Source organism: Staphylococcus pseudintermedius (assembly GCF_034042775.1).
GTDB classification, from domain to species: Bacteria; Bacillota; Bacilli; order Staphylococcales; family Staphylococcaceae; genus Staphylococcus; species Staphylococcus pseudintermedius.
This window is the reverse complement of record NZ_CP120150.1, coordinates 2,501,951-2,524,275: the sequence shown is the minus strand read 5'-3', so window position 1 is coordinate 2,524,275 and position 22,325 is coordinate 2,501,951. Positions and strand designations below refer to the sequence as shown.

Annotated in this window: 23 protein-coding genes and 2 riboswitches; of the genes, 10 read left to right on the top strand and 13 right to left on the bottom strand. The window is 38.3% G+C overall.

Going from position 1 to position 22,325, the window contains the following annotated elements; translation table 11 throughout:
* Positions 1-19: 19 nt before the first annotated feature.
* From P3U61_RS12350 to P3U61_RS11940, 6 genes are all read right to left on the bottom strand, one after another.
* A complete protein-coding gene (locus P3U61_RS12350) occupies positions 20-133 on the bottom strand; it encodes a hypothetical protein (RefSeq protein ID WP_410254256.1) in 114 nt (37 codons plus the stop codon).
* Positions 134-548: 415 nt separating this feature from the next.
* Positions 549-686, bottom strand: coding sequence for an ATP-binding protein (locus tag P3U61_RS11960; protein ID WP_233506564.1), 138 nt, complete (start codon positions 684-686; stop codon positions 549-551).
* A 219-nt stretch (positions 687-905) separates the two neighbouring features.
* Complete coding sequence (gene gmpC / locus P3U61_RS11955) at positions 906-1,745, bottom strand: dipeptide ABC transporter glycylmethionine-binding lipoprotein (protein WP_110144883.1); 840 nt, start codon at positions 1,743-1,745, stop codon at positions 906-908.
* A 15-nt stretch (positions 1,746-1,760) separates the two neighbouring features.
* Positions 1,761-2,420 (bottom strand): methionine ABC transporter permease, encoded by a 660-nt coding sequence (locus P3U61_RS11950; RefSeq protein WP_014614915.1) that lies wholly within the window; start codon positions 2,418-2,420, stop codon positions 1,761-1,763.
* Positions 2,414-3,439 (bottom strand): methionine ABC transporter ATP-binding protein, encoded by a 1,026-nt coding sequence (locus P3U61_RS11945; RefSeq protein WP_129945659.1) that lies wholly within the window; start codon positions 3,437-3,439, stop codon positions 2,414-2,416. Before P3U61_RS11945 ends, P3U61_RS11950 begins: the two co-directional genes overlap by 7 nt.
* 315 nt (positions 3,440-3,754) lie before the next feature.
* Entirely contained in the window at positions 3,755-4,132 is a 378-nt protein-coding gene (locus P3U61_RS11940) for an iron chaperone (protein WP_014614913.1), read from the bottom strand.
* 205 nt (positions 4,133-4,337) lie between these two features.
* On the opposite strand from P3U61_RS11940, the gene bioB reads away from it, so the two are divergent.
* Together bioB and P3U61_RS11930 are read left to right on the top strand one after the other, a co-directional pair.
* Positions 4,338-5,327, top strand: coding sequence for a biotin synthase BioB (gene bioB / locus P3U61_RS11935; protein ID WP_129945661.1), 990 nt, complete (start codon positions 4,338-4,340; stop codon positions 5,325-5,327).
* A 117-nt stretch (positions 5,328-5,444) separates the two neighbouring features.
* The gene (locus tag P3U61_RS11930; protein WP_129945663.1) at positions 5,445-6,386 is read left to right on the top strand and encodes a DUF1002 domain-containing protein; all 942 of its coding nucleotides are present in this window, start codon (positions 5,445-5,447) and stop codon (positions 6,384-6,386) included.
* Between the two features lie 546 nt (positions 6,387-6,932).
* Here the strand turns inward: P3U61_RS11930 and ahpF are convergent.
* Together ahpF and ahpC are read right to left on the bottom strand one after the other, a co-directional pair.
* Positions 6,933-8,456 carry an alkyl hydroperoxide reductase subunit F gene (gene ahpF, locus P3U61_RS11925; RefSeq protein ID WP_323695702.1) on the bottom strand — a complete coding sequence of 508 codons (1,524 nt, stop codon included), beginning with the start codon at positions 8,454-8,456 and terminating at the stop codon, positions 6,933-6,935.
* A gap of 14 nt (positions 8,457-8,470) precedes the next feature.
* Positions 8,471-9,040, bottom strand: coding sequence for an alkyl hydroperoxide reductase subunit C (gene ahpC, locus P3U61_RS11920; RefSeq protein ID WP_014614909.1), 570 nt, complete (start codon positions 9,038-9,040; stop codon positions 8,471-8,473).
* Between the two features lie 552 nt (positions 9,041-9,592).
* On the opposite strand from ahpC, the gene nfsA reads away from it, so the two are divergent.
* From nfsA to P3U61_RS11895, 5 genes are all read left to right on the top strand, one after another.
* Entirely contained in the window at positions 9,593-10,348 is a 756-nt protein-coding gene (gene nfsA, locus P3U61_RS11915) for an oxygen-insensitive NADPH nitroreductase (RefSeq protein WP_096533765.1), read from the top strand.
* A 257-nt stretch (positions 10,349-10,605) separates the two neighbouring features.
* Positions 10,606-11,226 carry a hypothetical protein gene (locus P3U61_RS11910; protein ID WP_233510592.1) on the top strand — a complete coding sequence of 207 codons (621 nt, stop codon included), beginning with the start codon at positions 10,606-10,608 and terminating at the stop codon, positions 11,224-11,226.
* A 26-nt stretch (positions 11,227-11,252) separates the two neighbouring features.
* The gene (locus P3U61_RS11905) at positions 11,253-12,572 is read left to right on the top strand and encodes a DUF1430 domain-containing protein (RefSeq protein WP_233510591.1); all 1,320 of its coding nucleotides are present in this window, start codon (positions 11,253-11,255) and stop codon (positions 12,570-12,572) included.
* Between the two features lie 3 nt (positions 12,573-12,575).
* Positions 12,576-12,905, top strand: a complete 330-nt coding sequence (locus tag P3U61_RS11900; protein WP_014614906.1) for a YxeA family protein — start codon at positions 12,576-12,578, stop codon at positions 12,903-12,905.
* Positions 12,902-13,546, top strand: coding sequence for an ATP-binding cassette domain-containing protein (locus tag P3U61_RS11895; RefSeq protein WP_199613517.1), 645 nt, complete (start codon positions 12,902-12,904; stop codon positions 13,544-13,546). Before P3U61_RS11900 ends, P3U61_RS11895 begins: the two co-directional genes overlap by 4 nt.
* 93 nt (positions 13,547-13,639) lie before the next feature.
* On the opposite strand, the gene P3U61_RS11890 is transcribed toward P3U61_RS11895, so the two are convergent.
* The 5 genes from P3U61_RS11890 to P3U61_RS11870 form a co-directional block, all read right to left on the bottom strand.
* The gene (locus tag P3U61_RS11890; protein ID WP_323695701.1) at positions 13,640-15,031 is read right to left on the bottom strand and encodes an L-cystine transporter; all 1,392 of its coding nucleotides are present in this window, start codon (positions 15,029-15,031) and stop codon (positions 13,640-13,642) included.
* 74 nt (positions 15,032-15,105) lie between these two features.
* Positions 15,106-16,212: a glycine oxidase ThiO gene (gene thiO / locus P3U61_RS11885; protein WP_101431424.1), complete on the bottom strand. Its 1,107-nt coding sequence runs from the start codon at positions 16,210-16,212 to the stop codon at positions 15,106-15,108.
* 90 nt (positions 16,213-16,302) lie between these two features.
* A riboswitch (TPP riboswitch) is annotated at positions 16,303-16,405 on the bottom strand.
* An 81-nt stretch (positions 16,406-16,486) separates the two neighbouring features.
* Positions 16,487-17,086, bottom strand: a complete 600-nt coding sequence (locus P3U61_RS11880; RefSeq protein ID WP_014614902.1) for a hypothetical protein — start codon at positions 17,084-17,086, stop codon at positions 16,487-16,489.
* A gap of 113 nt (positions 17,087-17,199) precedes the next feature.
* Positions 17,200-17,874, bottom strand: coding sequence for a hypothetical protein (locus tag P3U61_RS11875; RefSeq protein ID WP_015728533.1), 675 nt, complete (start codon positions 17,872-17,874; stop codon positions 17,200-17,202).
* Between the two features lie 195 nt (positions 17,875-18,069).
* Complete coding sequence (locus P3U61_RS11870; RefSeq protein WP_014614900.1) at positions 18,070-18,492, bottom strand: general stress protein; 423 nt, start codon at positions 18,490-18,492, stop codon at positions 18,070-18,072.
* A 174-nt stretch (positions 18,493-18,666) separates the two neighbouring features.
* Positions 18,667-18,769: riboswitch (purine riboswitch) on the top strand.
* A gap of 183 nt (positions 18,770-18,952) precedes the next feature.
* Here P3U61_RS11870 and xpt point away from each other — a divergent pair.
* From xpt to guaB, 3 genes are read left to right on the top strand one after another with little or no spacing between them, the layout of a single operon-like run.
* Complete coding sequence (gene xpt / locus P3U61_RS11865; RefSeq protein ID WP_199613516.1) at positions 18,953-19,537, top strand: xanthine phosphoribosyltransferase; 585 nt, start codon at positions 18,953-18,955, stop codon at positions 19,535-19,537.
* A complete protein-coding gene (gene pbuX, locus P3U61_RS11860) occupies positions 19,534-20,802 on the top strand; it encodes a xanthine permease PbuX (protein WP_015728534.1) in 1,269 nt (422 codons plus the stop codon). Before xpt ends, pbuX begins: the two co-directional genes overlap by 4 nt.
* 37 nt (positions 20,803-20,839) lie before the next feature.
* A complete protein-coding gene (gene guaB, locus P3U61_RS11855) occupies positions 20,840-22,306 on the top strand; it encodes an IMP dehydrogenase (protein ID WP_014614897.1) in 1,467 nt (488 codons plus the stop codon).
* Positions 22,307-22,325 lie beyond the last annotated feature (19 nt).

Genomic DNA, 22,325 nt, shown 5'->3' with positions numbered 1-22,325 from the left:
TTGGCCAGTTTTCGTATATTTACTGCCATAGTGCGATGCCAAGTTCACACTGACCTTTTAATTGGATGGGAACCGATAATCTTTGGAAACCCAAATTAGCTTTCAGATTTCCAAAAGTTGGTTCAACATCTATCCTTCTCTTTTGATAAATGTGTTTTGTCTTTGAATATGAAAGCTGCTTATTTGTGGTGCTTTAGAATAGCCCTAAGTTAGAACTTTAAATAAGCGTTAATCGATTAATGATTGCCATCTGTAGTTTATAACCGGGTTACAACTGACCGTTTCTCATATGGTCATCTTTTATTCTCATGAAGGTAGCATCATGATCAGTAGTAGAATAGTTTCTTCTGTCACCATATATTTTCACTTGTTTGCCGTATTTTATTTTGAGATCTTTAAAATCTCGGATTGCTTTTTACTTTTTATCATTTTACTTCATTCTTTTCTTGTGTCTATATCTTTGTCAATAGCGGTTTGAAAAAGTCGTTTATTTGCGGTTTAAGAATGATGTATGTTTATACTTTTTCACTTATATAGTCTTTAAGTCGTTATGAATCCACTGTAATTTTAAATATTTTTAAATGATGAATGAGTCTATCAATAATGGCTGCTGACGCTACTTTGTTACTAAATGAATCTCCCCAACTAGAAAAGAGGATATTCGTCGTTATGATTGTGGATTTCATTTCATATCTTAGTGACATCAATTGATAGAAGAGATCTGCTTGTTCTTTTGAGATAGAATTTCAAAAGGAGAGTAAAGCTGATCAGTTTATTTTACGGATTCAAAGATCCACGGGACTGCGCGATCTACTTCTCTCTACAACTATAAAAAATAGCTGTGAAGAAATCTATCGTCATAAATTTCTTCACAGCTAATCTTAGTATGTTTTGTTTAACATAAGTTATTTCAAACTATCTTCAATGGCTTTAATTTCGTCTTGTTTTAAATCGATAATTAACTCACCATCTTTTGTATCTTCTTTTAATGCTGCTTTTGCTTCTTCAGAATGGTACAGTTCAGCAATACGTTTGTACACTTTATTGTCTTTATCTTTCGAGTTGACTGCGATGATGTTGATATAAGGTTTAACTGCATCAGAGTCAGAAGCCTCTAAATAAATCGGATCTTTTTTCGCGTCTAAGCCTGCTTTTGTTGCGACACCATTGTTAATCACTGAAATGTCAACGTCAGACAATGCTCTTGCTGTTTGTTGGGCATCGACTGCTTTAATATCTAAGTTTTTAGGGTTGTTTTTAATATCTTTAATAGAACTTGATAAACCGAAATCTTTGTTTAATTCGAGAAGCCCTGCTTTTTCAAGTAATTTTAATGCACGTGCTTGGTTAGACACGTCGTTTGGAATGACCACTTTGGCGCCATCTTTCACATCTTTAATGTCTTTGATTTTTTCTGAGTAAATGCCTAAAGGTGCCAATACAGTTGTACGAATTGGTGTAATTTCAGTGCCCTTGTTTGCTTTTTTAAACGCTTCTAAAAATGCGAAATGTTGGAAAGCGTTCATATCGATATCGCCATCATTGAGTGCTGTGTTAGGAACGTTATAATCCGAAAATTGCTTGATTTCTAAGTCAATATCTTCTTTTTTAGCGAGTTCTTTTACTTTTTCCCAAGCTTTTGTGTCATTTGAAGCAACGCCAAGTGTGACTTTTTCTGATTTGTTATTGCCGCAAGCGCTTAATACGAATACAGCTAATACTAAAAAGGTAATCAGTTTTTTCATAAATATATCCTCCAGTTAATGTCGTCGAACTTTTTTAGCGAGTGCATTCCCAATAGATTGAATGCATTGCACGATAATCACTAAAACGACAACAGTAATTATAATCACAAGTGTATCGAAACGTTGGTAACCATAAACAAGTGCCATATCCCCAATGCCGCCACCACCGACAGCACCAGCCATTGCAGTTGCGCCGATGAGCCCAATAATCGCCGTAGTGAGGGATAAAATAAGTGAACCGAGTGCTTCAGGTAATAGAAAGTAACGAATGATCTGTATCGGTGTGGCACCCATCGCATGTGCGGCTTCTATAATGCCCTCGTCTACCTCTAAAAGTGAGTTTTCAACAAGTCTAGCAATATAAGGGGCTACATAAACAGTCAATGGTACAATAGCTGCCGTTGTGCCAATAGATGTCCCTACAATCAATTTAGTAAATGGAATGATTGCGATAAGTAAAATAATGAATGGCACAGAGCGCAAAATGTTAATCACTGGGTTTAAAATGTGATGAATCCAAGCGTTTGGCCATATACCATTTTGACGGGTCGCCACTAATACAATGCCAAGTGGAACGCCAATTAAAGCACCAAAAATGAGTGAAATGGTCACCATGTATAATGTTTGATACAGTGCTTCTAGTAATTGTGCACTATCAATAGATGAACCTAGCATGTCGGCACCCCTTTCTCATATTGGATTTGATGATGTTCGAAATAAGACGTGACCTGTTGTTGTTGCGCCGCGTCTCCCTTGATAAGTAACCATAAATAGCCTACTGTCTCCTCTTGAATGTCAGCCATCGTTGCATGTACGATATTCACATTTACTGCCGTTTTTTGAATCAAGTCGTTAATGAGTGTTTGTGTAATTTGAGTCGATTCGATAAATAGGCGATAGATTTGGTGTCGTTCATCAATTTGAAGGTTGTCCATCACTTGTTGAGAAGGTGAGGTATTAATGACAGTGGATACGAAACGTTGAGCAGTTGTAGTTTTAGGATGACTGAACACTTGTTTCACCGTATCCAACTCAATGACGACACCATTTTCCATAATGGCGACACGGTTACAAATGCTTTGAATCACACTCATTTCATGTGTAATGACAATAATCGTGACACCCAAAGTTTCGTTCGTCTTCTTTAATAATTGAAGAATCGAATCTGTCGTCGCTGGATCGAGTGCACTGGTTGCTTCGTCACAGAGCAAAATTTTAGGACGTGTCACGAGTGCGCGTGCAATTGCCACACGTTGTTTTTGACCGCCAGACAGTTCATTAGGAAAGTTGTTCGCTTTACCAGATAATCCTACAAAATGAAGCATTTCTTCGACGCGAGACTTAATTTCATCCATGGGTACTTTACGTAATATGAGAGGCATGGCGACATTTTTAAAGACAGTTTTAGAATCCAATAGATTGAATTGTTGGAAAATCATCCCGATATCTTTTTTGACAGCTCTTAACTGTGCAGGAGCATATGTATTTAAATGATGGCCATCGACATAAACGTCACCAGAAGTTTGTTGTTCTAATTGATTGATCAGGCGAACGAGTGTACTTTTGCCCGCACCACTATAACCAATGACACCAAAAACATCACCAGCTTGAATGGAGAAAGAAATGTCTTTAAGGGCGTGAACCGAATGTCTCCCTTGCTTAAATATTTTATTCACATTTTTAAACTCAATCATACAGACCTCCTAGAATTCCGACTTCACAACTAAGCGATATGTTATGTATTGTAGAAGAACTTCATATTCAAGTCAACATAATTTTGGGTATTTTCAGAAAAATCGCAATTATTTGTTATTAAAGGCGTATTGCAGCATATGTATATATGGAAAATGGATGTTTTTTAAGGGGTTGAGTGAGAAATGGAAAGGATGGGGCAAGGGCGCGCATAACAAAATTAAAGGGCATGGTGGTAGGGCGAAGGTGCTGTCTGACTCCTCAACATTGAGTATTTTTGAGAAGCCGAGTCACCTTTATGGTAAGCGGCAAAGAAACTACTGTCTCCAGAAGAAGCGTGAGTCTTTTTTATCATGAATATTAAAATCAATGATATCATATAGCAACGTATAATTGACTTCATCTGTCCACTTGATCTTCATAAACATTTTAGTCATTTGATAACCCGTTTTTTCGATCTCTTTCGCAAAAGTATCTAATGTATGTTTTTCTGGTGCGACAGCAAAGTGGGGTTTCGCTTTACTGAATCCTAAAATAAAAGTGCCATTTTTTTTGTACAATAACATCGGTTGATTCCATTTGATTTCCAAAGTAAGTTCAGGATAACGATCGAGTATGGTTTGTATCACTGTTGCTAGTTTCTCACGATGCTCTGGTTTGTCGATGGTTTCCAAAAATTCATCTAATGTATCCATTTTGTTGCCTCCATATCTGTTTTTAGACTGCGGTCTGTCTTAAATCTGATGCTTCTAACTTTATTATAAGCGACATTTTAATTTAATGTGACAACTTCAATATACCCTAATTTGGGTCAACATGAACCGCTATATAGATTGTAAACTTTATTATAAAAATGGTTACAATTGTGATATACTGACTTCTATATGAGGAGGAATGACTATGAAAATAGCGAAACAAATATTAGAAGGTCGTGCATTGACTCCAGATGAAGCATTAGATTTGTTGGTAAATCCGTCCTATGACACGATGGATCTTGTTCATGAAGCGTACCAACTTCGTAAACATTATTATGGACATAAAGTGAAGTTAAATATGATTTTAAATGCGAAAAGTGGTATTTGTCCTGAAGATTGTGGCTATTGTGGTCAATCACGTGAAATGAAGCAAAAGCAACGTTACGCGTTAATCTCAGAGGATGAAATTACAGAAGGTGCACGCGTCGCAGTTGAGAATGAAATTGGAACGTATTGTATTGTGATGAGCGGTCGCGGTCCGAGTGATAAGGAAATTGACCATATTACGTCGTCTGTTGAACGTATCAAAGCGGCACATCCACAGTTGAAAGTATGTGCATGCCTAGGTTTGACGAATGAGACGCAAGCAGAGAAATTAAAAGCAGCAGGGGTCGATCGTTATAATCACAATTTGAATACGAGTGAAAATTATCATCATGAAGTGGTCTCAACACATACATATGAAGACCGTGTGAATACTATTGAGATGATGAAGCGAAACAATATTTCACCATGCTCGGGAGTCATTTGTGGTATGGGTGAGTCAAATCAAGACATTGTGGACATGGCTTTTGCATTGAAAGAAATCGATGCGGACAGTATTCCAGTGAACTTTTTACATCCGATTAAAGGTACGAAATTTGGTGAGATGGATCAACTGACACCGACCCGTTGTTTACGCATTTTGGCGCTTTTTCGCTTAATCAATCCGACAAAAGAAATTCGTATTGCAGGGGGAAGAGAAGTTAATTTACGTTCACTACAAGCGACAGCGTTAATGGTCGCGAATTCAATTTTTGTAGGCGATTATTTAATTACAGGTGGACAGCCGAATCAATTAGACTATGACATGATTCAAGATATGGGATACGACATTGATTATGGCACTTCTCATGAATCAGAATTGTTCGTTTAGCCACATCTTTCTTAGCGCGCATGGTACTTTTACGCTTAGGTCCGAGGAATGATAGTATTGTTGAACATTCATGGTAAAATAGAGAAAATAGCGTAGCACTAGGAGGAAGTGACGAAAATGTATAAAAAGCTATTCATCAGTGGCGTGGTCACATCGATGTTAATGGTAGGCGTTGCTCAAGCCGCAAATGAATTTAAGCCAAAAGAAGAAATATTTATCCAAGGTGCCGATTTGAATAACAACCAACTTGTTGAGACGAAAGAAAAGTTGGGAGTCGGCAACAATGTGACGACGTATAAAGTAACAAATACGGATATCATTGAATATACAGGGACAGAATACGACTTTATCCATTCTAGTGCTTTGATTAAACCGAAACGCTTTACGAGTGGTGTCGATGTAGAAATTGAAACCCCTGAAAATATTACACGTATTACACGAGAACAGTATATGAATGCAGCGATTACATCAGGTATTCAAGATGCGACGATTAAAATTGCTTCTGTCGATCAAGTGACTGGCGAAGGTGCATTGACAGGCATTTATAAAGCCTATGCCACACAAGGTCATCGTTTAAATGCGCAAGATATTCAAAATGCGAACCAAGAAATGAATCATTTAGCACGAATTAGTGAAAATCATCAAAATAAAGATGGCTATTCTGATGAAGCGTTGAATGAAGCAGTTGCAGAAATGAAAGCTCAAATCGCTGAAGCAAAAGCGTCACATCAACAACTGAACAGTACAACAATCAATCAAATTGTCAACCAAACATTAACAGAGCGCGGACTGTATCAGATTTTAAGTGATCACGAAATTGCGGTCATTCAAAATATCATGGTGAACGTCGCGGAATCCAATGTAGTCAACCAAGATCCGGATGCGTTTAAAAAACAGGCGACTGAGTTAAAAGAAATGATTCAAAGCCAAGCCGGCGACAAACTGAAGAAGTTGAAGGATTTAGATAATGAGGAAACGCGTAATTTCTTGCAAAAATTGTGGGATGCCATTGTCAGCATTTTTACTAAAATTTGGAACTGGTTGATTTCGTTTTTGTAGGATTGCAATTCATTCAGATTACAAGCATAATATTTCATTTTTAAGGTGTTTGTCCTTTTTGATTGCACTCAAAGGGCTCCCTTTCCTAGGGGCTAAACCTTTAACTAACTAACGCTTGATTGAACTGTTACATTGGTGGAAGCGTTAGTGGATTTGCCGGTTCAGCTGATCCCTCAGGAGTCTCGCCCAGATTTGCAATCAATAAGGACTTGATTTTTATAAGTACGCACCGTTCTAGCAATCTTACGCTTGTCTCTAAACTTCAAATGGGTGTCGTGTTTTAAGAAAGTGGAATGCCAATTACAGTATTTCAAAACAATCAACCTTTCACTTGAGGATGGGGATAAACTCAATTTTTGTGTCCCATCTTATCTTTTGTTTACTGAATTAGCCTAGGTCGATTGTAGTGATTGCACTCAAAAGGCTCTCGCTTGCTTACTTCGATGGATGAAAAAGCTGTGTTGCCTTTACGTGCATAAAATAGAAAATCGGACTGATGAAAAGACAACCCTTTCTCACCAGTCCGATTAATGATATGAATCCTATTTAGTTACGAATCAAGTAGTCGAATGCAGATAATGCTGCTGTTGCGCCTGACCCCATAGAAATAATGATTTGTTTATAGCGTTGGTCTGTACAGTCGCCTGCCGCAAAGACACCAGGAATGTTCGTGTTTCCTAAACGGTCGACTTCAATTTCACCCATGCGGTTACGTTGAACAGTATCGCCTAACCATTCAGTATTAGGAGAAAGACCGATTTGAACGAAGACACCATTTAAATCAACATGTTTTTCTTGATTTGTTTCGTTACAAGTGTATGCAATACCACTCACGCGGTCGTCACCTTTGATTTCTTGTGTTGCTGCATGTGTGATGACTGTTGTATTCGGTAATGAATTTAAACGCTCTTGTAATACAGAGTCTGCTTTTAATGACTCACTATATTCAAGGACTGTCACACTTTTACAAATACCTGCTAAGTCAATCGCGGCTTCAACACCAGAGTTACCGCCACCGATAACAGCGACGTCTTTACCTTCAAATAGAGGTCCGTCACAGTGCGGGCAGTATGCGACACCTTTGTTTGCGAATGTGTCTTCACCCGGTACACCGATTTTCTTCCAACGTGCACCTGTTGCGATAATGAGTGAGCGCGTTTTAAGCACTGCGCCATTATCTAAAGTCAAATGAACGATATCATCTGTTTTTTCTAATCCTTCTGCACGTACGCCGGTCATAATATCCACATTGTAGTCTTTAATGTGTTCTTCAAGACTTGTCGCAAGTGATGGACCTGTCGTTTTCTTCACGCCAATTAAGTTTTCAATATCAGCTGTGTCATTAACTTGACCACCAATTCTGTCTGCTACGATACCTGTTTTTAAACCTTTACGCGCAGCATAGATGGCAGAGCTTGCACTTGCAGGACCGCCGCCGACTACGAGGACGTCAAATGTTTCTTTATTTTCAAATTCAGAAGCGTCAGGACCTTGACCTAACTCACTAAGAATGTCTGTCACTGTCATACGGCCGTTACCGAATTGTTCACCATTTAAGAAAATTGCAGGTACCGCCATAATGTCTTCTGCTTCTTTTTTGAAAATTGCACCATCAATCATTGTATGTGTTATATTCGGATTGATGACACTCATTAAGTTTAATGCTTGAACGACATCAGGACATTTTTGACATGTTAAGCTAATGAATGTTTCAAAGTGAAGGGGTTCATCAATAGACTTGATTTGATCAATTACAGATTGCTCTTCTTTTGGTGCACGACCACTCACTTGTAAGAGTGCAAGGACAAAAGAATTGAACTCATGACCAAGAGGGACACCAGCAAATGTAATGCCAGTGTCCTCGTTTGGTCTGTTGATACTAAAGCTAGGCGTACGCTTTAATTCAGCTTTTTCTACTGTAATTCGAGATGACATGTCTGAAACTTCATTAACGAGATCGTTCATTTTTTGAGAATGATCGTCATCGCCAGTGCTCACTTTCAGAACAACGTCACCTTCCATCAAATCAAGAAGTTGTGAAAGTTGTTGCTTTAATTCTTGATTTAACATTCAGTATAGCCTCCTTAAATTTTACCTACTAAATCTAATCCTGGAGTTAAAGTTTCGCTACCTTCTTCCCATTTCGCTGGGCAAACTTCACCTGGATTTTGACGAACATATTGTGCTGCTTTAATTTTGTGTACGAGTGTGCTTGCGTCACGGCCGATACCGTCTGCATTGATTTCTGCTGCTTGAACAACACCGTCTGGGTCAATAATGAAAGTACCACGTTGTGCAAGACCTGACGTTTCATCTAATACATCGAATTGACGTGTAATCGCTTGAGAAGGATCACCAATCATTGTATATTGTAATTTGCTGATGGCATCTGAATGATCGTGCCATGCTTTATGTACAAAGTGAGTATCTGTAGAAACAGAGAATACGTTTGTACCTAACTCTTGTAATTTTTCGTAATGATTTTGTACATCTTCTAATTCAGTTGGACATACGAATGAGAAATCTGCAGGGTAGAATACGACAACATTCCAGTTACCTTTTAAATCTTCGTGTGTAACTTCAATAAATTCATCTGTTTTTGCATTGTATGCTTGTGCTGAAAATTCCTCAATTTGTTTACCGATTAATGACATAATCAAAATCCTCCTATTTATATGAATCATTATTATTTGGATTAGAACCAAGTTTTACTTTGTGATAATTCCTTATTAATAATAATTCTAATCTCAAGTAGTATTATGACATGGAACAATCATTACGTCAAATAAATACAAAAGATTTTTATCCACTTTGAAGTCAAACGCTTTCATCATTAATAGCGGTTTTGATGTTATAGGTGCAATAAAGCATAAATACAGTAAAAAAGCCACTTTTTGATCACAATTCGGTCACATTTGGTGATTGATACGCATTATTTTCTCATTGTAGTAAAGTTAATAAAGCAGACGATGTATTGGAAATAAAAATGGAAATAAGTTAATTGATAAAAGATTTGAATATCATTTATATGCTTTCATTCTCAATTAAAGGGTAAATATAGAAAGCACTTTGTTGATGTTGTCATAACAGATGTGATTTTCGCTAATTTAATAAAGTACGAGTATGATAGCTAGGAAGCATGCACGAATCATGCGTTTTAGTAGGGCAAATGTTACGATAGAGAAAAGGATGTTAGGAGTGTTTTTATGTCAGAATATGTGTATGATTTGGCCAAGCGACATCATTCAGTGAGAAAGTTCAAACAAACACCTATCGAACGAGCAACAATTGAAAAATTAATAGAAGCAGGACAAATGGCATCGACATCGAGTTTTTTACAAACGACATCATTTATTGGGGTAGAATCTATTGAAAAGAAAGAGGCACTTAGAGAAGTCTCAGGTCAGCCTTATGTCGTTGAAAATGGGTACTTGCTCGTTTATGTGATTGATTACCATCGCCACCAGTTGGTTAATGAAAAATCGAAAGCAGACATGGCAGCGAGCTTTGAATCGGCTGAAGGGTTATTAGTCGGTACAGTTGACGCGGCATTAGCGGCGCAAAATATTGCATTAACGGCTGAAGATATGGGTTACGGCATTGTATATCTCGGTTCATTACGTAACGATGTGCAACGGGTACGCGAAATTTTAAATTTACCTGAACACGTCTTCCCATTATTCGGTATGGCTATTGGAGAGCCGGCAGATGACGAAAATGGTTCACCTAAACCACGTCTCCCGTTATCACATGTCTTTCATGTGGATACGTACAATCAAGATGACGCTGAATTGTCTGAACAAATTGAAGCGTATGACCAAACGGTTTCTCAATATTATCAAGAACGTACACAAGGTAAACGTGATGAAACTTGGTCTGAACAAATTGCTGGCTTTATGAGTAGCAAGCAACGATTAGAAATGAATGATTGGTTGCAAATGTCAGGATTTAATAAGAAATAATAATAATTAAAACAGAGGTTGGGACAGGTTACTCGGCCTCTTTTTATTTTGAGTTGCAATCTCACTTCATGAAAAAGGATAATATTTGAATCTTTATATCCACTTTTCCTCACTTGTTTTATCCATGAAACTTTTTGTCGTATAGAGATGGAAATGAGTTGTTTTTTAAATTTAATTTCATTATGATAAAAGTGTAGGGCAACAATGAAGTGTTTTTATGTTGTGACTACGAGTAAGTGACTTTTTGGAGGTGAGCAATGAAGTGGATGAAACACTTATTAGATGTGGTCACGCTCACACTAATAAGCTTATTTTTAATTCTTGTACTGTACGAAGAGGATAGTGAAATACTTACTGGAAGTCGTGTGATGCTTGAAGTTGAAAGTTGGGACTACCAACATTCAAAAGCAGAAGTTTTTGAGAAGTTTGAGAAGGTTGCGAAAGACGCAGATATTGCGATTTTTAAAGTCGTTATCGAGCATAAAGAACATCAAATCGATAAAGCGATTTATGCGTTTAATGAGAAAGCCAATCATCATACGATCGCGCCGATGAATACGACATATAGTTACCATCATTTAACGCATGATCAACTGATGCAGCGAGATGTACGTGGTGATTATTTCATATTAGATAATATTGCTAATAAGGAACAATTGAAAACAGCTTTAGAAAGTGTCGGTCTAAAGGTGAGTATGGGATCTGTACAATCATGGATGATCTATGGGGATGTGCTCATTAATCGAGGCGTACTGCTTCCATTTGTGACATTACTTATTATCTATTTGTTGTACCATTTGCATTATCGGAGTCGAAATTTTAAAACGTATGCGACGATGCGTTTACATGGTTATCGCTTTTTTAATATATTTTTCTGAATATTAAAAAAACTACTATCAGATGGTTGGTATTAGCTATAAGCGTCGGACTCTTTTCGATAGGATTGTTGAAATGGCTAGGATTGGACGGTCAACTCGAATATTTTGTAAGTCGTCTCATCGTAGCGGATATTTTATTTTGGATGATTTTGTCTATCAGTTCGTTACTGTCTTGTATCTTACTTATCCGGATAGATATTCCATTGATGATAAAAGGACTCAAACCCTATCGTCTGTTACGTGCAATGAATCATATCTCCAAGTTGAGTATGTTAGTATTACTCACACTCCTCATTTTGCCGAATCTTAATCAAATGAAAAAGTTAGCACAAATTCAAGAGACAGAAGCATGGTGGGGGAAATTAGACGATTATTACACAATTGAATTAAAACCCATACACCTAAGTGAAAATGAAGAAAGAGAATTGGCGAAACGATATCATCAATTGATTGTATACAGTGAGAAATATGAACAAGCATTATTGATGAATCAAAATGTATTGTATGAACCAAGTCAAACAAATTATACGCCAGAAGAAGGAAATGTACTGTTTGTCAATCAAAACTTTGTTGATTTTTTTAAGTTTCAATTGCGAGATTTACCGAATTTAGAAGACCGACCTGGGCAAATAGAGTTGTATTTACCTCCTCAAGCTAAAAATGAAACCTCAGCTATACGTGCAGATTTTCAGGATTGGGTGAACTATCAACTTCCAAATCCAGAATCAAAGACAAAGGTGCAAGTGACGCAGTTGAAAAAGCCTTACGACATTTACGCCTTTGATGTACATACGGGATTGTCGACAACCTATATGAAGTCGCCTGCGATTTTAATGTTAAATGCCAAAGACTTAACGGATGATTTTTATTATGCCACATTATCACAAGGTGAATTGATTTTTAAAAATTATGAAAATATTGTCCGTAATATCGACCGCTTTAATTTGAAGGATGACGTGCAAGGCGTAACCAATTATAAAGACAGCGTTATGAAAAAGTATCGAGAAGCACAAACGAAATGGATGGTGTATAGCTTTTCTAGTGCAATCGCCATGGCAGTTTTGTGTATCGTGACGCTATTAGATGTATTGCATTACTTTGAGCAGCATCGTCAATGGTTACTTATGCGAAAAATGTTTGGCTTCAGACGTTGGCAAAACTATCGCAACTACATCATATTAAATGGTTTATTTACTGCTCTTATTGGCGCGTTCTTATTTGAAAAGACACAAAATGGCAATGTGCTATGGATATTTGGTGTGATTTTGCTGTTTCAAATCGTTATTCAATGGGCTTACATCCATTATTTAGAAAAACAATTCAATGCATTGATTAGGGAGGCTTAAATATTGAAGAAAAATATGCTGATTTCGATTGCAGTTATCGTAATCGCGTGTGTTCTATTTTTATCTTTTGTACGTCTGACGTATGTTGATTACTTTAATCCATTTTTAAAGAAGGAGACGTCTTATGCGGTGGTACCATTGGGAACACAAACGTATGTGGATATTCAAGCGTATGACGAATCGGGGGAACCACTCAAATATCGTTTGAATTTCGGTGGATATGATGCCCGGTCTGATCATGTAAAAGTGATTCACAAAGGTAAATACGTCTTTCAAATAGAGTATATTCATGACCTTTCAAAATGGCCTAAAGAGGTGAAGAAGAAGGAATGATTGAATTAAAAAATGTAACGATTCAAAAAGGGAAACGCACGATTTTTGACAATGTGAATTTGACATTTGAACCGGGGAAGTCTTATGCGTTGATTGGTCATAGTGGATCAGGGAACTCCACTTTACTGAACGCGATTGCAGGATTTGAAACGTTAAAAAAAGGTGAAGTGCGATTCGATCATCGTCCATTAAAGAATGATTATCGCTTTTATCGAGATGTACTCGGCTATGTTTTTCAAAACTATGGGCTCGTTGAATCTATGACGATTCATCAAAATCTCGATATGGCACTCGCTTTCAAGAAAGTATCCAAATCAGAACGCCAACAATTGAAAACGCAATGTTTACAAAAGGTTGGGATTGATATGAATCATAAGCGTAAAGTCGCGACATTAAGTGGAGGCGAACAGCAGCGTGTCGCCCTTGCCCGTTTGATATTGAAACAACCAAGACTCATTTTAGCGGATGAGCCCACGGGTTCTTTAGATGAAGGAAATGGGCAAAAAGTGATGGAACTGTTATTTGATATGGTCGACGATACGCGCACACTCATTATCGCGACGCATGATTTAACGCTCGCGCAACAATGTGACGAAATCATTCAAGTCGATTTACTTAAAAAAGAGGCGCAAAACGTATAAAGACATCCATCAAATAATAAGAAAACGGCAAACCTCATGGAAGGATACCCCCTTTAATGACGTTTGCCGTTTTTTGTATTGACATACAATCGCTTAATGTTGTGCTGTTAATTCGTCCATATGATTGGAATTGAAAACATCTTCATCGAGTTGTTTTGTCAGTTTAGCAGTGCCTGTACCCGCTAAGATAGAGTCATTCACGTTAAGTGCTGTACGACCCATATCAATCAATGGTTCGACTGAAATGAGGACACCCGCAAGACCGACCGGCAAGTTCAATGCAGATAAAACCAGGATTGAAGCGAATGTTGCACCGCCCCCTACACCTGCTACACCGAATGAACTTAACACGACAACGATGATGACTGTCACGATAAATTGTAGATTCACTTCAACACCCGCGACAGGTGCGACCATAATCGCGAGCATGGCAGGGTAGATTCCCGCACAGCCATTTTGTCCGATAGATAGTCCAAATGAGCCCGAGAAGTTTGCGATAGCTTGAGGCACACCTAGACGATTCGTTTGCGCTTGTACGTTGAGTGGCAATGTACCGGCACTTGAGCGTGAAGTGAATGCGAATAAAATCACTTCGGCTGTTTTCTTCACATACTGTACTGGATTGACACCAATAACGGCCAAAATGATTAAGTGAATGATGTACATTGTAATGAGTGCTGCATAGGACGCAATCACGAACTTACCGAGAGTCCATATCGCAGCAAAATCACTCGTCGCAATCGTGTTAATCATAATCGCTAAAATCCCATAAGGCGTTAGGCGTAAAACAAATGTTACGATAGCCATGACAAGTGCGTAAATGGCATCAATACCGCGTTTTAAAGTTTGACCATTTTCAGGTTGTTTATGTGCGACACGTAAAAATGCAAAGCCTACAAATGCGGCAAAGATCACGACTGCAATAGTAGAAGTTGCACGTGCACCAGTGAAATCTAAAAATGGATTTGACGGTAACAATTCTAAAATTTGTGTTGGTAATGTTGTCGCAGTCAGCCCTTTTGCTTTATCAGCAATTTCGGCGCTACGAGCGTTTTCTGCCTGCCCTAAGTCAATACTTGAAGCATCTAAATTGAATGCGAGTGCATAGATAATACCGATCATCGCTGCAATTGTTACGGTACCAATCAAAAACATGAAGATGAAGCTGCCGACTTTAGCAAACTTTTCTCCAATTTCAATTTTCGTAAATGCCGCGACGATAGAAACAAAAATAAGTGGAATGACAATCATTTGTAGCAATGCAATATACCCATTCCCAATTAAGCCGACCCAATCCGTTGTTTGAGATGTGACTGTGCCTTCAACACCATAAACAAGGTGGAGTAGGAGGCCTAATACGATACCTAAACCAAGTGCAAAGAACACGCGTTTAGGGAATTTGACATGTTTTTTCGCCATCACCCACAGGCTTAATAAGGCGAGAAGAAAAATAATTAAATTAATAATCACTAAAAAAATAGACATAAATACGCTTCCTTTTTAATTCCGACTTCTATAATAGGATAATAGTAAGGAAACATAAAATCAAGATATATTTTTTATATTTGTTTTATTTTAGGTCTAAATGGAGCAAGCTGATGTCGGGCTTCGCTATCTTCATCAACGAGTTGCGCCATCAGTTGACCAGCAATGGGTGACAGTAAAATTCCGTTACGATAATGCCCTGTCGTCACGAAAAGTTGAGGTGCAATTTCGCCCATAATAGGGATTTCATCTTCCGTAATAGGGCGAATCCCTGTCCAAGTTTTAATGACATGGTGTGATCGTAATGCAGGAATCATGTTCACACTTTCGTGATCAAGCCAAGCAAGGTTGTCGTCATTGTTTTCAGTGTCCCAACAATCATAATCGGATGTTGCACCAATTAAGAAGCGATTCGGCAATTTTGGGACGATGTAACAACCGTTCATATTAAAAATCGTTTCTTTTAAACCGGCGTAATCAGACGCAATCAATTTAACGTCACCTTTAACAGGATGTGTCGGTAATTCGAAACCTAACTGTTGAAGTAATGCGCCACTCCATGCACCAGCTGCAATAATGAGTTCGTCAGCCTCAAATGTGCCTTTTGACGTCTCAACACGGTAACAGTAATGGAGGCGCTGTAATGAGTAAACCTCCGTATGCGTCATTAATTCGATATGGGAACGTTGCATGGCCGAAGCAATAAGCGCCTGTGTATAAAGGTTTGCATTAATTTGGCCGTCGTCTTGAATTTTGAACGCGGCACTTTGTGATGGATCGAGATGGGGAAACCGTTGCGTTAATTGTTCCGTCGACAGTTGAGTGACAGTGTGATCGTGATGGTGTAAAAATTCATACTGTTGATGGACGGCTTGGACATCTTGAGGTTGAGAAGCGACTTTGATGAGTCCGTGCTGTTGATATTCGATATGAACCCCCGTTTCGCGCTCCAAGGCTTGGGCTAATTCAGGCATCATCGCACGACTTTTCATTGCAAGTCGATAAAGTGGGGTATCTTCAAAAAATTCATTTTGTGCACCTAACATACCACCCGCAGCATAAGACGCGTTCATTCGTGGGGTGGAGCGATCAATGATACGGATATGACGATGTTTGGAATTGAGTTGGCGTGCAATAGATAATCCCATAACACCTGCACCAATAATCAGCGTTTGTTTCATAAAAAAAGACCTCCTGCATAAAAGGATGCAAGAGGAAAGCATATATGATTAGAATAATGTGACTACTCGCCATTTATCTTGAGACGATTTCGTCATCATATTGCGCTTCCCTTCGTTGGTTCTAACCACGTCAGGTTCAAAGAGTTAAGATACCATCTTTCTCAGCTCACCTCGAGCACCCCTAGCTTATGTTTTTTTTATTAATGATTCATTAGTATTACTCAAACGGACGTTAAATCCAAATTTTACATTTTTAGCTTGTTATCAATGTTGCTTAACCACCAAATAAACGTTGGAAGAAACCTTTTTTCTCGTTGCGGTGAATCGTTTCCGCAAGCTCTTGATGTTCTTTCGTTTGGGTTTCAATGGTTTCTTGCGTTTTTGACAGTTGCTCTGTTTGTTGTTGTTGTGCAGTAGTTAAAGCTTCAAGAGACTTGTTGCTCGTCTCCAACTGTGTATGTAACTGTTGATGTAATGCTTTAAGCTCTTCTTGTTGTTGATGCACTTGTGAGACCATTTGACCTAACATTTGACGTTCTTCACGCATTTGATTAATTTCGTGGCGCAACTCTTGAATCAATTGTGGCACTTGTTGGTCAGCAGGTAGTTGTTGATCGTTTTCCTTAACGATGACCTGTAAAAAGTCTTTTTCTTTTTCGAGCGCTTCGAAAGCAAGATCGTAACTATTCGTTTGTGCGACACGTTCAGCAATTTCTTGGAAGAGTTCGATATCTTCTTCTTTAAAGTCTGTCGCTTCACGTCCACGATATTCAGTCTTGTTTAAATGATAGCCGCGTTCTTCAAGATGTTGGACAATTTTACGGACTTGTTTTTCACTAAGCTCAGATCGTTGAGCAAATTCTTTTGTTAGCATATGCCATTAGGTCCTTTCTCTCATGTTTTTAGACTGTCGGTAGTGTGCGTTCAGTGAACCGTCAGTCTTACCTCTCTATCATTGTAACGGCTTTAACGGTTGATTTCAAGGGCCTAGGCATAAGGTTCTTTACGCAAATCCATTTTAACGAGTAAGGGATAAATCACATGTCTTGGAATACGGTTCGCAAAAACATATTTAATGATATAGGCAGATTTAATACTCGTGCCGTAAATATCTTTCGTTAGAGGAATATTCGCTTTAATATACAACTCCATCGGTACCGGCTTTCCATTGCGATTTAGTGAAGGTTGTAAATAAGTAATATCACTTTGTTTTTCATAACCGTGTTGCACTAAAAAGCGACGACGGAATGCAATTTTATCAGCTGTCTCAGTATCCACGTCGGGTGATTCAAATGTCGACTCAAACATGAAGAAATTCACATCTCGGCCGTGGAGTTGATTAGAAATTTGATTCACATCTTTTTCTATTTGTTCAAGTGTCGCTTTAAGGTACTGTTCACAATTGTCACCGTGCTCACTCACGAGATAGACTAAAAAGCCTACATTTGTTGTCGCTTCATAATGCGCTGTCGCAAAACTGACAACTTCATCGTTTTCGATACCTACGAGAAATACGAAATCGTATTGTGTTTTTTCAGTTTTTAAGGATTGTTCAAATACAGACTCGTCTTCTGTTACGAGGGGGTCTAGTTTATCCATGTAAAACGCTAATGCCGGGACATACCATGGATCTTGGGTTGATTGAATATGTACAAAATGCATGTCACTTCACCTCTCTTAATGGCTTTAGTATAGCATATATATAGAGAGAAATAGCACAATTAATAGGGGAGACAAAACTCAATTTCCAGAAATAAATACTTCACCCAAGACTTAATCCTTTCGATACAATGAGGTGTACGAAAGTTAAATTAAATCTTGGATGAAGTTGTAAGAGCTATCGATAAGCGTGAATGATTACTCAATATCGCCTTGATGTTCAGATGGGGCATGTTTATCTTGCAGTTTTTGGTTCGCAACATTATGGTTTTCGTATTCCTCTTGACCATATTTCAGTTCTTGAACCATCACCACAATTTTGTCATTTAAAATGTCTTGTTTCAGATCTTCTTTTTGTTCGTCAGAGAAACCAAATTTTGTTAACGCAGCTTCTTCACCATCTTCACCAATGAAAAAGCGCATGAATTTCTCACTAATCGTACCCGTTGTTGTTTTATGTTGAATTTGAGAATCGTGAAAGCGATCTGTGTTAAGTTTATCTTTGCTTAATACAACGATTTGATTTTCTTTAACGCCTTCTTTTAGTAATTGATCTACATATTGAACTGCTTCATCTTCAGTTCGTTTCACTTCGCATTTTGAGATGTTATAAAGTGTCATGCTATGAACCTCCCGCTCATGTTTTATATTTATCTACCCGTATTCTTTACGTGTTAAACGGTTACATTCTTATTATGGCGTTTACAGCATGAATAAGCAAGAATTTACATAAATTTCTGAAAACACTTGATTTAGTACGATAGTATTGCGTAAGTACTTTAAATTTGCTATCATCATGTAATAATTTATCACGCTCATATAATCTGAAGAATATGGCTTTAGAAGTTTCTACCATGTTGCCTTAAACGACATGACTATGAGTAATGGGACATCTATGTAATATGTAACGCGCTGTATCAATGCCTGCGTATGTACGGTATCCATATTCCGCGCATCACTACGATAGGTCTTTAGACGTGACATAGTGCCACTTTACAATTGTATGACTCTTACTCGTATACCTGAAACGCTATTCTTTAGTTTTGGGTTTTTTTGATATCTTTTTCGAGGAGGAATTGGAGTGGACGCATTGAGAAGAAAGGTCATTGAAGATGGCGTCGTGATTGATGAAAAGATTCTTAAAGTTGACGGATTTTTAAACCACCAAATTGATGCAGCTTTGATGTACGATATTGGTCAAACCTTTTACGAACAGTTTGTGGATCAAGGTGTGACAAAAATTCTGACTATTGAGGCATCGGGTATTGCACCCGCAATCATGGTGGCTTATCGTTTTGATGTACCTTGTCTATTTGCTAAAAAAGCGAAACCGAGCACGTTGAATTCAGGTTATTACCAAACAGATGTGCACTCGTTTACTAAAAACAAAACGAACACCGTCATCGTTTCGGAAGAGTTTTTGTCTGCAGATGATAAAGTATTAATTATTGATGACTTTTTAGCAAATGGTGAAGCAGCAATAGGGTTACATCGCTTAGTTGAACAGGCTGGCGCAACAACAGTCGGCGTAGGTATTTTAGTAGAGAAAAGTTTCCAACAAGGTCGCTCCCGTTTAGAAGAGGCAGGCTTAACAGTGTCATCGTTATGCCAAGTTGCTTCATTAACAGGCAACAAAGTGACATTAGTGGGAGATACAGAATCATGAAGCGATTTTTATTAAGTTTACAACATTTACTTGCGATGTATGCAGGCGCCATTCTCGTCCCTATAATAGTAGGAACAAGTTTGAACTTTACACCTGAACAAATTGCGTACTTAGTGACAGTGGATATTTTCATGTGTGGTGTGGCGACCTTTCTTCAAGTTTATCGCGGCATCGGTATTGGTTTGCCGGTCGTTTTAGGATGTACCTTTACAGCAGTTGCCCCTATGATTTTAATCGGCCAAACGAAAGGCATCGATGTGTTATACGGTTCACTCTTTTTATCAGGGCTTTTGGTCATTGCCATCGCACCGTTTTTCGCATCATTAGTTAAACTGTTTCCGCCAGTCGTTACCGGAAGTGTCGTGACAATCATTGGAATTACATTAATGCCCGTTGCAATGAATTATATGGCAGGGGGACAGGGCACTAAAGACTACGGTGATCCGAAACATATTTTACTCGGTTTTGCGACACTTGTGATGATTTTAGTGTTACAACGTTTTGCAAAAGGGTTTTTAAAGTCGATTGCGATTTTACTTGGCTTAGTGTTCGGTACGATTTTGGCGAGTGTGTTTGGTTTCGTTGATGTTGCACAAGTCGGTCAAGCGAACTGGTTTGAATTACCGAAGCCATTCAGATTCACAGGTTTTTCCTTTGATGTTGGTGCTACGATTGTCTTTTTCATCGTCGCATTAGTCAGCTTAATTGAATCTACAGGTGTTTATCACGCCTTGAGTAAGATTACAGGGAAGCAACTCGAGCGTAAAGATTTCAGAAAAGGTTATATGGCTGAAGGGATTGCGATTACATTAGGTTCAATTTTTAACGCCTTTCCTTATACGGCTTATTCTCAAAATGTCGGTTTAGTGTCATTATCTGGTGTTAAAAAGAACGACGTCATTTACGGCATGGTCATTTTACTGGTAATTTGTGGCTGTATTCCGAAACTTGGCGCACTCGCGAACATTATTCCATTATCTGTACTCGGTGGCGCTATGCTTGCAATGTTTGGTATGGTGATGGCTTATGGTGTACGTATTTTGATTGATATTAACTTTAAAAACCAAAACAACTTATTGATTATCGCGATTTCAGTTGGTTTAGGTGCAGGGATTACAGCAGTTCCAGAAGCATTCAAAGGGCTTGGCGATCAGTTCGCATGGTTTACACAAAACGGTATCGTGTTAGGTACGGTTTCAGCAATTATCTTGAATTTATTTTTTAATGGTATAAACTATCAACAAAACAAAGAAAATGTGAAATAATAATAGGTAGAAAATTGAATGGAGGCTGTCAATAATGATGTGGGAAAACAAGTTTGTAAAAGAAGCACTCACTTTTGATGATGTACTTTTAATCCCAGCAGAATCAAATGTATTACCGAAAGAAGTCGACTTAAGTGTAGAGTTATCAGACAAAATCAAGTTAAACATCCCTGTGATTTCAGCGGGAATGGACACAGTTACAGAGTCTAAAATGGCGATTGCAATGGCAAGACAAGGTGGTTTAGGTGTCATTCACAAAAATATGAGCATCGAACGCCAAGCAGACGAAGTACAAAAAGTTAAACGTTCAGAAAATGGTGTGATCACAGATCCGTTCTTCCTTACACCAGAAGAAAGTGTTTATGAAGCAGAAGCATTAATGGGCAAATACCGTATTTCAGGTGTGCCTATCGTCGACGATAAAACATCACGTAAACTTGTTGGTATCCTGACAAACCGTGACTTGAGATTTATTGAAGACTTTTCAATTAAAATTTCTGATGTCATGACACAAGAAGATTTAGTTACAGCTCCAGTTGGGACAACATTACAAGAAGCGGAAGAAATTTTACAAGCACACAAAATTGAAAAATTACCGCTTGTTGAAGACGGTGTATTACAAGGATTAATCACAATTAAAGACATTGAAAAAGTACACGAATACCCATACTCAGCAAAAGATGCGCATGGTCGTTTACTTGTAGCTGCAGCGATTGGTATTGCAAAAGACACTGACATCCGTGCACAAAAATTAGTAGAAGCGGGCGTGGATGCATTAGTCATCGATACAGCACACGGTCATTCACAAGGTGTCATTAATCAAGTGAAAGCGATTAAAGAAAAATACCCTGAAATTACAGTTGTTGCAGGTAACGTAGCGACAGCAGCAGGTACAAAAGCATTGTTTGAAGCAGGTGCTGACGTTGTTAAAGTAGGTATCGGACCAGGTTCAATCTGTACAACACGTGTCGTTGCAGGTGTAGGTGTGCCTCAAATTACAGCGATTTATGATTGTGCGACAGAAGCACGTAATCACGGTAAAACGATCATTGCAGACGGTGGTATTAAATTTTCAGGCGACATCGTGAAAGCATTAGCAGCAGGTGGCCATGCAGTCATGTTAGGTAGCTTACTTGCTGGTACTGAAGAAAGCCCAGGTATGGTTGAAATGTTCCAAGGACGTCAATATAAAGTCTACCGTGGTATGGGATCATTAGGTGCGATGGAAAGTGGTTCAAACGATCGTTATTTCCAAGAAGACAAAACACCTAAAAAATACGTGCCAGAAGGTGTAGAAGGCCGTATCGACTACAAAGGACCATTAGCTGATACAATTTATCAACTTATCGGTGGTGTGAAGAGTGGTATGGGTTATACAGGCTCAGCGAACTTGAAAGCATTACGCGATGAAGCACAATTTACAAAAATGAGTGCAGCAGGTTTAGCAGAAAGTCACCCACATGATGTTCAAATTACTAAAGAGTCACCGAACTACTCATTCTAATTGATAAAGGAGTACACAG

What these genes read in the sequence shown, in the direction of transcription:
- bioB (WP_129945661.1), top strand. Translation starts at nt 4,338, where the DNA reads ATGAAAATAGCGAAACAAATATTAGAAGGTCGTGCATTGACTCCAGAT.
- P3U61_RS11875 (WP_015728533.1), bottom strand. Translation starts at nt 17,874, where the DNA reads ATGCATTTTGTACATATTCAATCAACCCAAGATCCATGGTATGTCCCG.
- guaB (WP_014614897.1), top strand. Translation starts at nt 20,840, where the DNA reads ATGTGGGAAAACAAGTTTGTAAAAGAAGCACTCACTTTTGATGATGTA.
- thiO (WP_101431424.1), bottom strand. Translation starts at nt 16,212, where the DNA reads ATGAAACAAACGCTGATTATTGGTGCAGGTGTTATGGGATTATCTATT.
- ahpF (WP_323695702.1), bottom strand. Translation starts at nt 8,456, where the DNA reads ATGTTAAATCAAGAATTAAAGCAACAACTTTCACAACTTCTTGATTTG.
- P3U61_RS11945 (WP_129945659.1), bottom strand. Translation starts at nt 3,439, where the DNA reads ATGATTGAGTTTAAAAATGTGAATAAAATATTTAAGCAAGGGAGACAT.
- P3U61_RS11910 (WP_233510592.1), top strand. Translation starts at nt 10,606, where the DNA reads ATGAAGTGGATGAAACACTTATTAGATGTGGTCACGCTCACACTAATA.
- P3U61_RS11890 (WP_323695701.1), bottom strand. Translation starts at nt 15,031, where the DNA reads ATGTCTATTTTTTTAGTGATTATTAATTTAATTATTTTTCTTCTCGCC.
- P3U61_RS11895 (WP_199613517.1), top strand. Translation starts at nt 12,902, where the DNA reads ATGATTGAATTAAAAAATGTAACGATTCAAAAAGGGAAACGCACGATT.
- pbuX (WP_015728534.1), top strand. Translation starts at nt 19,534, where the DNA reads ATGAAGCGATTTTTATTAAGTTTACAACATTTACTTGCGATGTATGCA.
- P3U61_RS11880 (WP_014614902.1), bottom strand. Translation starts at nt 17,086, where the DNA reads ATGCTAACAAAAGAATTTGCTCAACGATCTGAGCTTAGTGAAAAACAA.
- nfsA (WP_096533765.1), top strand. Translation starts at nt 9,593, where the DNA reads ATGTCAGAATATGTGTATGATTTGGCCAAGCGACATCATTCAGTGAGA.
- gmpC (WP_110144883.1), bottom strand. Translation starts at nt 1,745, where the DNA reads ATGAAAAAACTGATTACCTTTTTAGTATTAGCTGTATTCGTATTAAGC.
- P3U61_RS11930 (WP_129945663.1), top strand. Translation starts at nt 5,445, where the DNA reads ATGTATAAAAAGCTATTCATCAGTGGCGTGGTCACATCGATGTTAATG.
- ahpC (WP_014614909.1), bottom strand. Translation starts at nt 9,040, where the DNA reads ATGTCATTAATCGGTAAACAAATTGAGGAATTTTCAGCACAAGCATAC.
- P3U61_RS11960 (WP_233506564.1), bottom strand. Translation starts at nt 686, where the DNA reads ATGAAATCCACAATCATAACGACGAATATCCTCTTTTCTAGTTGGGGA.
- P3U61_RS11950 (WP_014614915.1), bottom strand. Translation starts at nt 2,420, where the DNA reads ATGCTAGGTTCATCTATTGATAGTGCACAATTACTAGAAGCACTGTAT.
- P3U61_RS11940 (WP_014614913.1), bottom strand. Translation starts at nt 4,132, where the DNA reads ATGGATACATTAGATGAATTTTTGGAAACCATCGACAAACCAGAGCAT.
- P3U61_RS11870 (WP_014614900.1), bottom strand. Translation starts at nt 18,492, where the DNA reads ATGACACTTTATAACATCTCAAAATGCGAAGTGAAACGAACTGAAGAT.